14 protein-coding genes and 1 tRNA gene are annotated in these 15,647 nt (G+C 34.2%); 11 read left to right on the top strand and 4 right to left on the bottom strand.

From position 1 onward, the window contains the following. Nucleotides 1-174 precede the first annotated feature (174 nt). From H5T45_01650 to H5T45_01615, 8 genes are all read left to right on the top strand, one after another. Nucleotides 175-248: transfer RNA gene (locus H5T45_01650), tRNA-Lys, on the top strand. Nucleotides 249-292: 44 nt separating this feature from the next. Then, on the top strand, nucleotides 293-1,777 hold the full coding sequence (purH, locus tag H5T45_01645) for a bifunctional phosphoribosylaminoimidazolecarboxamide formyltransferase/IMP cyclohydrolase (protein ID MBC7128420.1): 1,485 nt from the start codon (nucleotides 293-295) through the stop codon (nucleotides 1,775-1,777). Between the two features lie 33 nt (nucleotides 1,778-1,810). Then, on the top strand, nucleotides 1,811-3,172 hold the full coding sequence (locus H5T45_01640) for a V-type ATP synthase subunit B (GenBank protein MBC7128419.1): 1,362 nt from the start codon (nucleotides 1,811-1,813) through the stop codon (nucleotides 3,170-3,172). Further along, the gene (locus tag H5T45_01635; GenBank protein ID MBC7128418.1) at nucleotides 3,169-3,804 is read left to right on the top strand and encodes a V-type ATP synthase subunit D; all 636 of its coding nucleotides are present in this window, start codon (nucleotides 3,169-3,171) and stop codon (nucleotides 3,802-3,804) included. Before H5T45_01640 ends, H5T45_01635 begins: the two co-directional genes overlap by 4 nt. After that, entirely contained in the window at nucleotides 3,794-3,946 is a 153-nt protein-coding gene (locus tag H5T45_01630) for a hypothetical protein (protein ID MBC7128417.1), read from the top strand. Before H5T45_01635 ends, H5T45_01630 begins: the two co-directional genes overlap by 11 nt. A gap of 42 nt (nucleotides 3,947-3,988) precedes the next feature. After that, nucleotides 3,989-5,407: a right-handed parallel beta-helix repeat-containing protein gene (locus H5T45_01625; protein MBC7128416.1), complete on the top strand. Its 1,419-nt coding sequence runs from the start codon at nucleotides 3,989-3,991 to the stop codon at nucleotides 5,405-5,407. 81 nt (nucleotides 5,408-5,488) lie between these two features. After that, nucleotides 5,489-6,256, top strand: a complete 768-nt coding sequence (locus H5T45_01620; protein MBC7128415.1) for a slipin family protein — start codon at nucleotides 5,489-5,491, stop codon at nucleotides 6,254-6,256. 1 nt (nucleotide 6,257) lies between these two features. Further along, on the top strand, nucleotides 6,258-6,611 hold the full coding sequence (locus H5T45_01615) for an NfeD family protein (GenBank protein MBC7128414.1): 354 nt from the start codon (nucleotides 6,258-6,260) through the stop codon (nucleotides 6,609-6,611). Here the strand turns inward: H5T45_01615 and H5T45_01610 are convergent. Beyond that, nucleotides 6,598-7,800, bottom strand: coding sequence for a histidine--tRNA ligase (locus tag H5T45_01610; GenBank protein ID MBC7128413.1), 1,203 nt, complete (start codon nucleotides 7,798-7,800; stop codon nucleotides 6,598-6,600). The genes H5T45_01615 and H5T45_01610 overlap by 14 nt on opposite strands. 49 nt (nucleotides 7,801-7,849) lie before the next feature. On the opposite strand from H5T45_01610, the gene H5T45_01605 reads away from it, so the two are divergent. Then, complete coding sequence (locus H5T45_01605) at nucleotides 7,850-9,949, top strand: PKD domain-containing protein (GenBank protein ID MBC7128412.1); 2,100 nt, start codon at nucleotides 7,850-7,852, stop codon at nucleotides 9,947-9,949. Further along, nucleotides 9,946-10,743, top strand: a complete 798-nt coding sequence (locus H5T45_01600) for a hypothetical protein (protein MBC7128411.1) — start codon at nucleotides 9,946-9,948, stop codon at nucleotides 10,741-10,743. The genes H5T45_01605 and H5T45_01600 overlap by 4 nt, the downstream gene beginning before the upstream one ends. Here H5T45_01600 and H5T45_01595 read toward each other — a convergent pair. From H5T45_01595 to H5T45_01585, 3 genes are read right to left on the bottom strand one after another with little or no spacing between them, the layout of a single operon-like run. Further along, nucleotides 10,731-11,573 carry a rhomboid family intramembrane serine protease gene (locus tag H5T45_01595; protein ID MBC7128410.1) on the bottom strand — a complete coding sequence of 281 codons (843 nt, stop codon included), beginning with the start codon at nucleotides 11,571-11,573 and terminating at the stop codon, nucleotides 10,731-10,733. The two genes, H5T45_01600 and H5T45_01595, sit on opposite strands and share 13 nt — an antisense overlap. A 1-nt stretch (nucleotide 11,574) precedes the next feature. Then, nucleotides 11,575-13,317: a lamin tail domain-containing protein gene (locus H5T45_01590; protein ID MBC7128409.1), complete on the bottom strand. Its 1,743-nt coding sequence runs from the start codon at nucleotides 13,315-13,317 to the stop codon at nucleotides 11,575-11,577. Beyond that, the gene (locus H5T45_01585; protein ID MBC7128408.1) at nucleotides 13,318-14,367 is read right to left on the bottom strand and encodes a hypothetical protein; all 1,050 of its coding nucleotides are present in this window, start codon (nucleotides 14,365-14,367) and stop codon (nucleotides 13,318-13,320) included. It lies immediately after the preceding gene. Between the two features lie 170 nt (nucleotides 14,368-14,537). Here H5T45_01585 and H5T45_01580 point away from each other — a divergent pair, with 170 nt between their 5' ends. Continuing rightward, a complete protein-coding gene (locus H5T45_01580) occupies nucleotides 14,538-15,413 on the top strand; it encodes a tyrosine-type recombinase/integrase (GenBank protein MBC7128407.1) in 876 nt (291 codons plus the stop codon). Nucleotides 15,414-15,647 lie beyond the last annotated feature (234 nt).

Below are 15,647 nucleotides of genomic sequence, written 5' to 3'. Positions count from 1 at the left end.
ATAGTAAAGAATGATGGCAATCATAATTTCTATCTTTTTCTTTTTCCAGAAAAAAATATTTTTTCTAACTAATTCTATTAGTTTGTATAGCATTTCTTATTTTTCAAATTTTCAAGTTCTTAAAGTGCCTCTACACCTTCAGACAAATTTTTATATCCATTTTTATTTTTTACTGGGCTCGTAGCTCAGCTAGGTAGAGCAGCAGGCTCTTAACCTGTTGGCCAGGGGTTCGAATCCCCTCGAGCCCGCTCACGAAAAGTTTTTTTATTGATTTTTATTAATCATGAAAAAAATGTTGCCAAAAGTTGCTATTGTAAGTGTTTATGATAAAAGTGGGCTTGAAAATTTTTGCAGGGAATTGTTAAAAAATAAAGTTAAGGTATATGCATCTGATGGAACAAGAAAATATCTCGAGCAAAAAGGAATAAAGGTGGAGAGTGTTTCAAGCTATACAGGTTTTTCAGAATTGCTTGGAGGGAGAATAAAAACTTTGAGCACAGGATTGCACTCAGCAATTCTCGCAAGAGATGAGGAAATAGAGGAATTGAAAAAAAACAAAATTGAGCCAGTTGATATGGTTGTCTGCAACTTTTACCCATATGAGTTAGGCATAGATGAAATGGACATTGGCGGACCCGCAATGGTGAGAGCCGCCGCCAAGAACTGGAGAAGAGTTGTTGTTATATCGAGTCCATCTCAATATGAAAAAGCAAAAAAATATTTGGGCAAGGGATTTGATGAAAAAATAAGGTTAAAATTTGCGATTGAAGCTTTGCAGAGAACAGCATATTATGATGCTATGATAGTTAAAGAATATGAAAAAAAATTTCCTTCAATGTTATGCCTTCCTTATGTGAAAAAAATGGATTTGAGATATGGAGAAAACCCTCATCAAAAAGCATCTTTTTATGTAAAAGAAAATTTTAATTATGCATGCATTTCAAATGCAATTCAACTTCAGGGAAAGGAGCTTTCCTATAACAATATTCTTGATGCAAATCATGCAATTGAATGTCTTAAGGAATTTGATGAGCCAACTGCTGTTATTGTGAAGCATGCAACTCCCTGCGGGATTGCCTCATCTGAAAAAATAAATGATGCATGGAAAAAAGCTTTTGAAACCGACACTTACTCGCCATACGGAGGAATTGTTGCAGTAAATAGGAAAATTGATGAAGAAGTTGCACAAGAGATGATGAAAATTTTTTTAGAAGTTATAATAGCTCCTTCTTTTGCCAAAGAAGCTCTGCAGTTATTCAGTGGCAAAAAAAATTTGAGGATTTTGCAGATACGCAGGTTAGGAAAAGAGAAAAGAAAAAAGGAAATTGAGGTAAGAAGTGTGTGTGGTGGGCTTCTTCTGCAGGAGAAGGATGTTAAAAAAATAAATCCAAAAGAATGGGAATTTGTGAGCAGGAAGAAGCCAAGCAAGGAGGATATTTCCTCCATGGTTTTTGCTGTAAAATGCGTAAGGCATGTCAAGTCAAATGCTGTTGTTTTTGTGAAGGATAAAAGCACCGTTGCGATAGGAGGAGGACAAACATCAAGAGTTGATGCTGTATGGATTGCAACATATAAGGGAAAGGAAAGAATAAAGGGCTCAATAATGGCATCAGATGCCTTCTTTCCTTTCAGAGATGCTGTTGATGAAGCTGCAAAAGCAGGAGTTAGAGCAATTGTTCAGCCAGGGGGTTCAATAAGAGATAAGGAAGTTATAGAAGCGGCAGATGAGCATGGCTTGATAATGGTGTTCACCGGGCAGAGATGCTTCCTCCATTGATAAAACTTAAAAATAATGAAACATTACTTCTCAATGGAAGCAACAAAATATTCAACAGTAAAAGAAATAAAGGGTCCTTTGCTCATTGTAGAGGGAATTGGTGAAGTAGGATATGGAGAAATTGTAAAAATAAAGGGAGAAGGCGAGAGAATAGGGCAAGTTTTGGAAGCAGCTGAAGGAAAAGCAGTGGTTCAGGTTTTTGAAGGAACTCGTGGCTTGGATGTAAAAAATACATCAGTAATTTTTACTGGAAAACCGATGGAAATAGGTGTAACAGTTGATATGTTAGGAAGAATATTCAATGGAATGTGCTCTCCCATAGATGGCTCTCCTCCTCCAATACCAGATGAAATAAGGAATGTGAATGGTTATCCAATAAATCCATCATCGAGAGAATATCCTCGCGACCCCATACAAACAGGAATCTCAACAATTGATGGAATGAATACTCTTGTAAGGGGGCAAAAATTGCCAATTTTCAGCGGCGCTGGCTTGCCCCATAATGAGCTTGCCGCCCAGATAGCAAGGCAGGCAAAAATAGGGCAGGAGAATTTTGCTGTGATTTTCTGTGCGATGGGTATAACTGCGGAAGAAGCGGACTTTTTTATGAAAGATTTTGAGGAAACTGGGGCTATAGAAAGGAGCATTCTTTTCCTAAATCTTGCAAATGACCCATCAATTGAACGGCTTATTGCCCCAAAGGTCGCTCTCACAACTGCTGAATATCTCGCTTTCAGCAAGGGAATGCATGTACTTGTTATACTAACTGACATGACAAATTATGCGGAGGCGTTGCGTGAGATATCTGCTGCTCGTGAGGAAGTTCCTGGAAGGAGGGGATATCCTGGATACATGTATACTGATTTGGCACAAAATTATGAAAGAGCGGGGAGAATAATTGGGAAGAAGGGCTCGATAACTCAGATACCGATTCTAACAATGCCCGATGATGATATAACCCACCCAATTCCAGATTTAACAGGCTATATAACTGAGGGGCAAATTGTTTTGTCGAGAGAATTGCATAATAAAGGTATATATCCTCCAGTTGCGGTATTACCTTCTTTATCTCGCCTGATGGCGGAGGGAATAGGAAAGGGAAAAACAAGAGAAGACCATCATGCTCTATCAAATCAGTTATATGCTGCTTATGCTGAAGGATGCGATTTACGCGACCTTGTTGCGGTTGTTGGGGAGGAAGCTCTTACTGATAGAGATAAAAAATATCTTGAATTTGCGGATGAATTTGAAGATAAATTTGTCAGGCAGGAGAGAGACGAGGATAGAACATTTGAAGAAACCCTCAGTTTGGGATGGAAACTTATTTCAATATTGCCAAAAAGCGAACTTAAGAAAATAGATGAAAGGTACATAGAGAAATATTATAGAGCATGACAAAGGAAGTTATAGAAGATGTTAAGCCAACAAGGATGGAGCTTTTGCAGGTCAGAAAGAGGAAGGAGTTAGCTGTTAAAGGGCATAAGCTTTTATCAGAAAAAAGAGATGCTCTTGTAACCTCTTTTCTTGATCTTATAAAAAAGAGGAAGGAAAAAAGAAAGGAGCTTGAAAAATTGATAGATGATGCTTTAAAAGCAATAATAAAAGCGGAAATGGTATTAGGCGGGGTAAAGGTAAAAAGGCTTGCTGAAACAATTTATAGGGAAAGAAAATTGAATTTAAGCAATAAAAATATTATGGGGGTTAGCATTCCAGAATTCAGTATGGATGAAAAGGAGGAAATTTCTTACAGTTTATTTTCAACATCAAGCGAGTTTGATGAATCTGTTAAAAAAGCGGAAGAGTTACTGAATAAAATAGTTGAGATAGCTCAAATAGAAGCAAGCATACAGTTGCTTGGAAGAGAGATAGAGAAAACAAAAAGAAGAGTAAATGCTCTTGAATATATATTCATACCCCGCCTTTTAAATACTATTTCTTATATAGAAAGGCAACTTGAGGAAATTGAAAGAGAGGATTTCTTTAGGAGGAAAAGGATAAAATATCTGCTTGGTAAATATGAAGATTGAAGAAGATGAAATATTAGGAAAATTTTTTGATACTCCTGAAAAAAAAGCAAAGTGGATAAGAAGAATATTTTATCTCTACCTATTATGGATTGTTTTTTTCATATCTGGATTAATTTTATGGCTTACAAAATTTTTTAAGTAGAAAAAATTTAAATAAGCGCCTGCTTTATTTTTTGAGGAGAAAATGAAATTAAAATATGCTATCTGGCTCATTCTTCTATTTGGGCTATTTTTATTTATAAATGCTTCAGCCCATGCTCCAATACATATAAATGGAAACTCAGATTTTGCAAGCCAGGCGGGCGGCGAGGGATGGGCGGGCGATGGGAGCCAGAAAAATCCATATGTAATTCAGAATTACGAGATAAATGCGCTCGGCGAGGATGGAATTAGGATAGAAAATACGAGCGTTTATTTTATCATAAGGAATTGCAAAATTTACAATGGGAGATGTGGCATATACCTAAAAAATGTTACAAATGGAATAGTTGAAAATGTAAATTGCTATGAAAATCTTTTAGGAATAGGGTTTAACAATTCAGAGAATAATCAGATAAGAAACAGCAACTTTTATGACAACCATTATTACGGAATTTATTTTTATAACTCCTCGGAAAATTCAATATTCAACTGCAGTGCATATAGAAATGAAAATTATGGAATTGCTCTTGATAATTCTTTCAGCAATATAATAAAAAATTGCAATTTTTATGAAAATGATGATGGAATAATTTTATGGTTTTCAAACAGCAATAAATTTGAAAATTGCTCCTCCTTCAATCAGTATTATTACAGAGCACTTTATATGTTTCATTCAAATGAAAATAGCGTGATAAATTGCTATTTTTATAATAATTCAGTTGGGATGCATCTCTATCTTTCAGATGAAAATAATATCTCAAATTGCAATTTCGAAAACTATGAAATAGATTTGAATTTTACAGAAAGCAATAAAAATGACTTGCATAGATGCAAATTTTCCTCATTTTTCCCAACAGAAATAGAATTGAATACCTATTCCGGAAATTTAACGATTAGTGGATTAGCAACCTCATTGCCTGAGCCAGATGGCTGGAGGAACACAGGGAAATGCATAGAGGCAAAAGGAGATAGATGGGCAAACATATCAATATACTATGAAGATGAGGAATATGAAGAATATTTTGAAATTCTAAAATATGATGGAAATGAATGGTTTTTGCAAGGATGGTATGAAAATAAAGGCATAAACAAACAGGCAAATTATTTATGGGCAAATATAACTTCATTCAGCTTTTTTGCAATAATGCAAAAGTTGCCTACTTTGGAAGTTAGTATATTGAAGCCAGGAAATTATCTCTATATCATGGACAGAGAAATAATTCCAATGAATGCCCCGTTCATATTAGGAAAAATCACAATAATGGCAAGTGCAACCTCAAGCTTGGGTATAGAAAAAGTAGAGTTTTACATAGATAATCAGCTTAAATTTACTGATTTAAGCGAGCCGTATTCATGGGTATGGAGTGAATTTTCGGTGGCAAATCATGAAATAAAAGTTATTGCATATGATAGGATGCAACAGAATGCAACCGCTAAAATAAGGGTTTTTAAAATATTTTAAAACTGAGTTAAATTTTAAACGGACGATGCAAACTGGCAAACCATAACAATAAAATTATATTCCAATTTGCATTTCTATATTATGACACCTGTAGAAATTTTCCTGCTATTTATTCTGCTGCTTGTGATAATATCGATTATTGCATCCTCTATAAGAGTTCTTTCTGAATACGAAAGGATTGTTGTTTTCAGGCTTGGGCGCCTGCTGGGTGTGAAGGGGCCGGGGCTTGTTTTCATCATTCCAATAATTGATAAGCCAATCAGGATAGATTTAAGGGTTAGGGTTGCTGATGTGCCAAAGCAGAGGATAATAACCCGCGATAATGTATCTGTTGATGTTGATGCGGTTGTCTATTTCAGAGTTTTTGACCCCAATAAAGCGGTTACACAGGTTCAAAATTATATGATTGCGACTGGCCTGCTTGCCCAGACAACTTTAAGAGATGTAATTGGACAGGTTGAGCTGGATGAACTTCTTTCAAAAAGAGATGAGCTTAATAAAAGATTGCAGGAGACCATAGACCTTGCGACAGACCCATGGGGAATAAAAGTGACTGCTGTAACAATCAAAGATGTTGTCCTTCCAGAAGGAATGCAGCGTGCCCTCGCAAAGCAGGCTGAGGCGGAAAGAGAAAAGAGGAGCAGGATAATAATGGCAGAAGGAGAGTATCTCGCTTCGGAAAAAATGACACAGGCTGCGAAATTATATGATAAATCCCCTTCAGCAATGAAGTTGAGGGAACTTCAAACTTTATCTGAAATTGCAAGGGAGAAAAATTTGATAGTTGTTGCTGGTGGAACAGAAATTGGAAAAATGGTCGGAATTGCAAAGGGATTAAAGAAGGAATAGGATGGCTAAAATAGTGATATTTATTGCATTAATAGTGGCTATAATATTCCTCTATCCCTTAATATTTTGCTCCAAAATTTCAACAGCAATATCGCTGGCAATAATTCTTATCTTTATCTTATTCTTCCTTTTTATAATTTACAAAATATTAAAAATATGGGGAAAGAAGCCAGAAATAGGTTTGCTAATAGGAGAGGAATGCGAGGCATATGAAAATATAAAAGCTGGAAAAGATGGAAAGATTTTATTCAGAGGGGAGTTATGGAATGCAATTTCTGAAGAAGATGTTAAAAAAGGAGAGAAACTTGTTATCACTGGAAAGGATGGCTACCGCCTTATTGTTAGGAAGAAATAAGATGCTTTTCAATTTCCTCAATTTTTAATTCTTTCTGCTCACCGCTTTCAAGATTTTTTAAAATAATTTTTCCCTTTTTCCATTCATCCGGTGCAACAATAATTACTTTTTTTATTCCTTTTTTATCAGCAAATTCAAGAGATTTTGAAATATTCCTCCTCATCAATTCAACATCAATTCTTAGTCCATTTTTTCTGAGCTTATTTGCAAGATTTAAAGCTTCCTTGAGCATCTCTCCTATATATGCTACATAAAATTTTTCCCCATTTCCATCTATCTTAAAATTTTCTCTTTCAAGAGCAATCAAAACTCTATCAAAACCGATTGCAAAACCACTTGTAGGAATTTTTTTTCCTCCAAGAATTGGGACAATGCTATATTCTCCTCCCCCACATATCTGTTTTTCCGCTCCAAGTGAGGGAGCATCTATTTCAAAAACAGTTCCAATGTAATACTCAAGACCTCTTGCTATTGACAAATCAATATTATATGGAATACCAAAAACTTCAATATATTCAATTATCTCCTTCATTCTTTTTGCTTCTTCAAATTTCAGTTCATTTAAATCATTTATTTTTATAAAATCCATGAATTCATCAAACTTATCAATTTTTTTCTTGAGCGATTCAAAATCCTTTTTATCTATAAGCCTCATTATCTCCGGAAAATTTCCCCCTATTCCATCAAGAAATCTCCTTAAAATATCAAGATTTCCTACCCTTAGCACAATTTTTTTCAACCCCGCTTCTTTCAGTGAGTTATATGCAAGTGCTATAAGCTCTGCAATTGCCTCCGGCGTTTCACTCCCTATAAGCTCGCAACCAAATTGCCAGAATTCCCTGTATCTCGCCTGCTGAGGTCTGTCATACCTAAAGCAATTTCCAAAATAATAAAACTTGATTGGCTTTGCTTCCATCTGATACCTCTCAACATACATCCTCATGGCTGGCGCCGTCAGCTCGGGGCGCAGGGCGAGCTTTCTTCCCGCCTTGTCCTCAAAGGCATATGTTTCTTCTATTATTCCTTCTCCAGATTTCAGGGTAAAAAGTTCGAGATGCTCTATTGTGGGGGTCATTATTTCCTCATATCCATATCTCTCAAATATTTCTCTCAGCTTTTTCTCAATTGCCCTTCTTTTTTTCATTTCTTCTGGAGGAAAGTCCCTTGTTCCGCGAGGTTTTTCAATCATGAGAATAAATGAATTAGTTATATTTAAATTTGAGATTTATTTACAATGCATGAATAAAATTGCAATAATATTAGCAATACTTCTTTTTCTCCCTAGCATAAGTTTGGCAAAGGATAAAATGGAAATAAAATATTCATTTTCTCAACCTGTTTTAAAAAAAATTATGTGCAATAACATCTTATATGATGAGGTATATCTGGAAAAATCTTCTACTTATGGAAATTCTGGTGAGCCCGCTCTGCCTGCATACCCTTCATATATTCTTTTACCCCAAGGTAAATATGTCAAAAAAATAAATGCATTTGCAGGAGAAAAAATTTCTCTTGGAAAGGGGTATAATTTGATGCCCGTTGAAAAATCCATTCCTTTAGGAAGTGAAAAAATCTTTCCATTTAAAAATTTCAATTTAAATGTTTATCCTGGAAAAATTTTTACTGAAATAGGAACATATTCTTTCAGGGGCTATAATATCCTTGTGCTCGCCATTCATCCAGTGCAATATATACCTTCTTCTGGAGAAATTTTTTACTACAAGGAGATAACAATTGAAGTTGAATTATGCGAAGGAAAAGTTAATCCTCTTTTCAGAGGAGTTGAAAAGGATAAAAAAGAAGTGGTTAAAAAAGTGGATAATCCCGAAGTTTTAAATACATATAAAACGAATGATTTGTCTCAATCATATGAGCTATTAATTATTACAAATAAAAAACTTGAAAGCAATTTTAATGAATTGAAAGAATATAAGGAAAGCAGGGGGATAAAAACAATTGTTGAAAAAATTGAAGATATTGGGTATGATGCAGATAAATTAAGGGATTATATAAGAAATGCCTATATTAACTATGGAATTGAATATGTTTTGCTCGGTGGGGATATAGATATTATTCCAGCAAAAATGCTATGGGTTTATGGACTTGATGAAAATGTTGACCCCTATGAAACTTTTATGCCAACTGATTTATACTATGCTTGTCTTGATGGGACATTCAATTATGATAAGGATGATAAATGGGGTGAGCCAACAGATGGGGAGAATGGCAAGGATGTAGATTTAATTGCAGAGGTATATGTTGGGAGGGCTTGTGTAAATAGTTTGCAGGAAGCAAAAAATTTTGTGGAAAAAACAATAGAATATGATAAAACAAAAATAGATGAGATTTATCTGAATGAAATATGTCTTGCTGGTGAATATCTTGGAGATTATGGAATTGCAAGTTATGGAGGAAATTATCTTGAGCAACTCATAGGAGAGTGCAATGATGACGGATATAGCACAAAAGGAATACCTTTAAGCTATAATATAACAAAATTGTATGATGGTGAAGATGGCTACTGGAATAAAGAAGATATTTTAAATGTTATAAATAGAGGAACCCATATGATACATCACCTCGGGCATTCAAGCACAAACTATAACATGAGATTAATGCCGGAAGATGTTGAAGGGCTTGAAAATAATAAATATTGCCTCATTTATTCGCAGGGTTGCTATGCGGGGGCATTTGATTATGACGATTGCATGGCAGAATATCTCACAAAAAGTGAGAATGGAGCATTTGCTTGCATAATGAACGCTCGCTATGGCTTTTTCTGGTCATATCGCACAGACGGTGATTCGCAGCGCTACCATCGTGAGTTTGTTGATGCAATTTTTGGAGAGAAAATATTCAGTATAGGCAAGGCAAATCAGGATTCAAAAGAGGATAACCTATATTTAATAAATCGCTCGATGATGAGATGGTGCTACTACCAGCTAAATCTTTTCGGTGACCCTTCCATAAATCTGCATGTGAATAGCCCGCCAGAAAAGCCGCAGAAGCCAGCTGGCTCAAACAAAGGAAGAATAAAAAACGAATATTCTTTTTCAACATTTGCAATTGATGCAGAAGGAGATGCAATTTATTATAAATGGAACTGGGGAGATGGAAATGTGAGCGATTGGATTGGTCCCTTCATTGCAAATGAAACTGTAAATGCAACTCATTCATGGGAAAAGAGAGGGATTTATATTGTAAAAGTTATAGCAAAGGATGAATATGGAGGAATAAGTGAATGGAGTGAGCCAGCGAGCATTTCAATACCAATTTTCAGAGAGAATATTTTTTTGAAAATATTAGAGGCGATATTTAAATTAATGAATTTATTATGAAAAAATACATTGCACAGATAGGAATTATTTTCGCTTTCATAATTTCCCAATTTCTCGCCTGTATTGTAGCAGATTCATTTCATAAAGAAGGCTATACAATAGAAAATCCAGAAAATCCTGCAAATATTTTTATAATAATTTCTTCAATACTTATATTCACCTTCGTAATTCTTTTAATTTTAAAATACAGAGAAAAGCTTGTAAAATATATTTTCTTATTTTTCTTTTTTATTACATCTATTTCCATATTTGATGCTTTTTTCCATTTTATAAACAGCCATTATTCTTTTATTTTTTCAATTATTTTTTCAATTTTTATGATTTTTCTTCTGATAAAATATCCTAAATGGTATATTATAAATATATTCGGTATTTTCCTTGCATCTGGTATAATAGCAATATTTTCATCTCTACCAATACCATATATAATAATTCTACTTTTAGCCCTTGCAATATATGATTTTATATCAGTTTATAAAACAAAGCACATGATTAAACTTGCAAAAAATGCTATTTCAAGCAATTTACCCTTGCTTTTAGTTTTTCCAAAAAGATTTAAAAAGCACTCAAGAAGGGATGCAATGTATATGGGGCTCGGAGATGTTGTGATTCCAGGAATGCTCATAACCGCCTCATATCTCCAGAATGGGGTATATGGTTTTATTCTTACCCTATGTGGGGCAATTGCTGGATTAAGCGCCCTCCTTTTTTTTGCTTCCCGCTCCCCCCAGCCGGGCCTACCTTTCCTTAACTCCGGGGCGATTGTCGGGTATGCCATATATTATCTTTTGTAACCACATTTTTTGCATTTTATTGCCCCATTTATTTCAATTTCTCCCCCGCACAAAGGACATTTTATTTCCTTTAGAAGATATTTTATCCACGCATCCCTAATTTCTTTTTCCCTTGCTTCTTTTGCTCTTTCAAAAATTTTCCTTTGTCTTTCATTCTGGAGTAATTCTTCAAGCTTATTTATATCAAAACTTTTTTCAAAAACGAATTTTCTCCTTAAAAATGGAGCGGATAACACTCCTGCAATAAATCCCCCCATATGGGCGGAGTGAGCAATCCCATCAGTAATTCCAGCAAATGTATAAATTGTCTCTATTGAAGCATAAATGAGCGCAAAAAGCAATACTGGCAACTCAACAAAAATAAATGGCAGGGGCATGATCACTCTTTTCATCGGATAAAGGGCTGCAAACGCACCAAGCAAGCCGAAAATTGCTCCAGAGGCACCTATCAGATAATGATTGCCCGAACTGAAAACGGAAAATGCAATTGATGAAAAAATGCCTGATAAAATGTAAACCAAAAAGAATTTTTTCTGCCCTACTACGTTTTCAAAAGGAAAACCTATGAAAAATAAGCCAATCATATTTGATATCAGATGATAAAAGTCACCGTGTATAAACAGTGAAGTAAAAATTGTGTAAATTTTTGGCGAATTTCTAAGATAGGAAGGGGCGAAGGCAAATTCTTCTATCAAATTTATGTAAAATATCGTAACTATAAAAATTATGATATTAAGTAGAATTAAAATAAGAGATAATGGAATTTTTTTTATAAAACCATAAATCAATGAAATGATTATTATCAATATAATGATGATTTCAATTAACATCTTATCTTCTCCAGTATAGATAAAGTAATATAAATGTTCCTATGAATAGAGAAGGAATTAATAAAAATTCATAATTAATTTTATCTTTTTCCTCTATTTTAAAATTCCAGTCATACCAGAAAACTTCTTCAAAATAGTTAGAAATTTCGGCACTCTCAATTATTATACCAACCTCTCTGTTTCTCCTGAAAGAATTTTCACCCCAGTTTATAGAGGAGATGAGAACTTTATCATCTACGATTATACCCTTATTATGAATTGGCAGATCATCAGAAAGTTTTACTTCAATATTTTTTAAAAAATTTTTTATTTCCTCATTCTTCTTTTTTGTTTCCTCATAATATGAATGATCAAGTATTATTCTGACTTCAACACCGCTCTCATTTTTTTCAATCAGTTTTTGCAATACAGGATTTAAACCATTTTTCCATTCTTTATCTATATAATTCTGCTCAACAAGAATTCTTTTTTCTGCAGAATTTATTAAATTTATTATTTCTTCTTCAGAATTATCAGGGGAAAGAATGACTGTATAGGCAAAAGAAGAATTTACATACAGAGGACTAAATTTTGGACTATAATATCCCTCTGGAATAAAATAGCTTATCGAATAATCGCGCGGGGGCCTGCCGTGCGTGATGCTATTTTCATCGAATTTTATGCTGTCCTGCATCGAGGGGTTCCAGTCGTCTTCAAAAACATTTGAAAGAAAATTTGCAATGCCTTCATCCTCAATTATTATCCCCCATTCTCTATTACCATAAGAAGCATCGACTGGCACGCCGCTCTTGCCCCAGTTTGCTGATGCTATTATAACCCTGCTGTTATCTATTACAGCATATTTTGCATGATTATATTCATATCTTTTGTATATGCCTTCTTTTTCATTGCCCATCATATATCTTACAAGCTCCTTTTTGTTTAAATTATAGGCAATATATCTTTCTTCCATTGGTATTCCCCCAATAACATTTCCATCGAGCAGTAGTTTTATATCCGCATTTGACTTTTCAAGCAAATCAGCAAGAAATGGATTTGTAAATAGATACAAATTCAGAAGAATTTTACTCGCATTTCTTATTTCCTTTTCAATTGAACTATATGAGCAATCTGGGGAACAAAAAACTTTTGCTTTACTTGCTTTTCCTTTGAATGGAGGAAAATCAGATTGACCAATTATATATGTTCTGTTATATTCCCATTCAAAACTTGAATTTGTATCAATATTATCTTTTCTCCTTAAAACAATTCCTTCCTTTACCCCATCTATGCTTTTCCCATTCCATCCTTCGTTAAAAGATGCATTTCCATAAACAACCACATCAACTGTATTGTTATATCTATCTTTCAGGCATATTATTTCTCCGCTGTTTGAAAGAGCAAAATTTCCATATTTTTTAATATCTGGCAAAGAAGAGCAATCATTCCATTCATAGTTAGCTTCAAAACCAGTTTCCATTTTAAAAGATGTTCCATTCTGGGTTAGATAAATTTTTTCTCCTCTTGCCATATTTATGCTTGGAAGAAATATTTTATTTTGCTCGCTGAAATTTTTTAATGGATCAATCGTTATATACCATCCATCAAGAGATATTTCATCTTCTCCAGAATTTATTATGCATATATATTCATTATTTCTGTTAGGGCGGGCATAATAATATACTTCACTTATCAATACACTGCCACTTGCCTCATATACAAAATTAAAAATAATAAAAAGGATAAATATCTTTGAAAAACTCATCTAAATCACAAAAACATCCACTATGCTTTTTGAAACATTCTCACCCTTATATGCAAATGCTTCTACTGTATGCAATCCAAATTTTTCATTGAGTTTAAAGGAAAAAGGTGGCTCATAGTCAACTTCCTTTAAATTTCCATCAACATAAAATTCAACCTTTTCAGCATTTGTTACATTTGCTTCTACATATGTAAATCCAATAACTCTTGGAATTCCAACCTGAACAAATACTCTTCCAAAGATGGATGGGATCTCCTTTCCAAATATATATGTATGATACCTTCTTGGCTTTTCAATATAAATTTTTGGAACATCCGGCATAAAATTTCCATAAACTCCTTCTAAATAGAGTATGCCAGTCCCCCCGTAACAGTTATTTATGAATAAATTTGCATCGTATGATATTCTTACCCATCCATTCTCCCCCCAATTTTTACCCCAGCTATTTTTGCATATCCAGCATCGCTCTATATCATCATACCCAACCAATGTTATAAGATGTCCTCCTTTTAATCTACCCCACTTATGGGTGTATATACCTCCTCTATAATGCATAAAATCTTCCCATACATATATACATATCACAAGAGGACCATGTTCTATTAATGACTTTTTAATACTTTCCATATCATTACTTACCCATCCCCATTCCTTTATCCTTACCGTTCTGTTTTCCCATCCAGGAATAGAATCACAGGATGAATCCGTCTTTCTATGAGGGTCTGGAAAACAACCTTCATCTGGAACTCCATAATTAACAACATAATTGGCTGCATCAGTAACATTTACTCCCCATTTACATGTTCCACCGCTACAGAAAAAAAGATGTGCTTCTGATAAATCGCATCCAAAAGGATATCCTACTTTATACTGAACCATCGTTTCAAGAGAAGCAACAATTGCATATGCCTCACAACTCGGACATGGCTCCTGATTTTTCACTGGGGTTGTAAAATCAACACCATTTATATCCTGCCAGCTAAATTTTTCTGGAATTGCAAGACTTGCAGGACAAATCAACACAACCACAAGCAAGGCAATTTTTTTCATGCTACTGAAAAACAAAAAAGAATTTAATTTTTGCTTTAAGTTAAAAAGGACGAGGACAATGGTAGAAAAAAGCTGAGGCTTTCAGATGTGGAGGTAAACAAAATTGCTACCATTGTCCTCTATATGGAATTAAAAAATAATTTTTAAAAATTTTGTAAAGAAAAGCGGGCGTGGCGGGATTTTCAAGCAACTTGCATTGCAAGTTGCATTTTGAACCCGCGGCTTGCAGCTTAGGAGGCGAGTTAGGAGGGCTTGATTTGGAGCTTGATTTATATCTTAAAAAAATATCGCTGAAAATTGAAAGCAGGCGCTGGCTCAAGAATATAGAAAAAATATTGCAGGATTATTTAGCATCACAAAAAAATGGCATAAGCAAGGAAAGAACAATCAATTATCTAATTAAACTTAAAACAAAGGATGATGTAGAAACATTCAGAAAGAAAGCATTTCAGATAAGAAAATTTTTAAGATATTTAAAAATTGATTGGGCGGATGAAATAGAAATACCAAAGATGAAACATTATTCAGCAAGGAAAATAACCATAGATGATATAAGAAATCTAATAAATGAAATGGAAAGCAAGGAATACAAGGGAAATAAAAAGATATTCAGGGCATTAATTCTTTTAGGGGCTACTTCAGGCTTGAGAGCTGAGGAATTATACAAGCTCAATAAGGATGATATTGACTTGGCTAATAGAATTGTATATGTGAGGGCTGGAAATTCAAAGACAAAAAGGCATCGCATTTCGTTCTTCAGCAGGGAGGCGCAGGCGGTGCTGCGATGCTATTTTAAAGATGTAAAAGGAAAGCCATTCTTCAGCGGCATTTCAAAGCATTTTAGAAAAAGCAAAATAAGAATAATGGATTTGAGAAAATTCTTTAGCCAGGAATGGGATAGGAGAAATGGAAATTATTTTGCAAAGCGCATTTTAATGGGGCATTCATTGAGGGATGTTGATGCCGAACATTACGCATTCATGGATGAAAATGATTTAAAGAAAATTTATGATGAGGTTATGGCTGATTTGAGGATTTGCGAATGAAAAATTTCAACAAAAAGTAGGGGGTTTTGTGTAAAAGATGGCTGGGTAAAGGCACTTGAAAATGAATGCAAATTAATTTAGTGAGATATCGATATGTATTATCGATATCGATATGTTGGAAAAATAATAATATAATAAAAAAATAATAATATAGTCATCTGGGTAAAGGCACTTTTAGGGCGAAATATTTATAAAGAAATTGCAAAAAATAATTTATTATTGTGGGGCAAAGGC

It is taken from the genome of Thermoplasmatales archaeon (assembly GCA_014361245.1).
Lineage (GTDB): Archaea > Thermoplasmatota > E2 > UBA202 > JdFR-43 > JACIWB01.
Note: the sequence above shows the minus strand (reverse complement) of the source record. Positions and strands in the feature narration are given on the sequence as shown.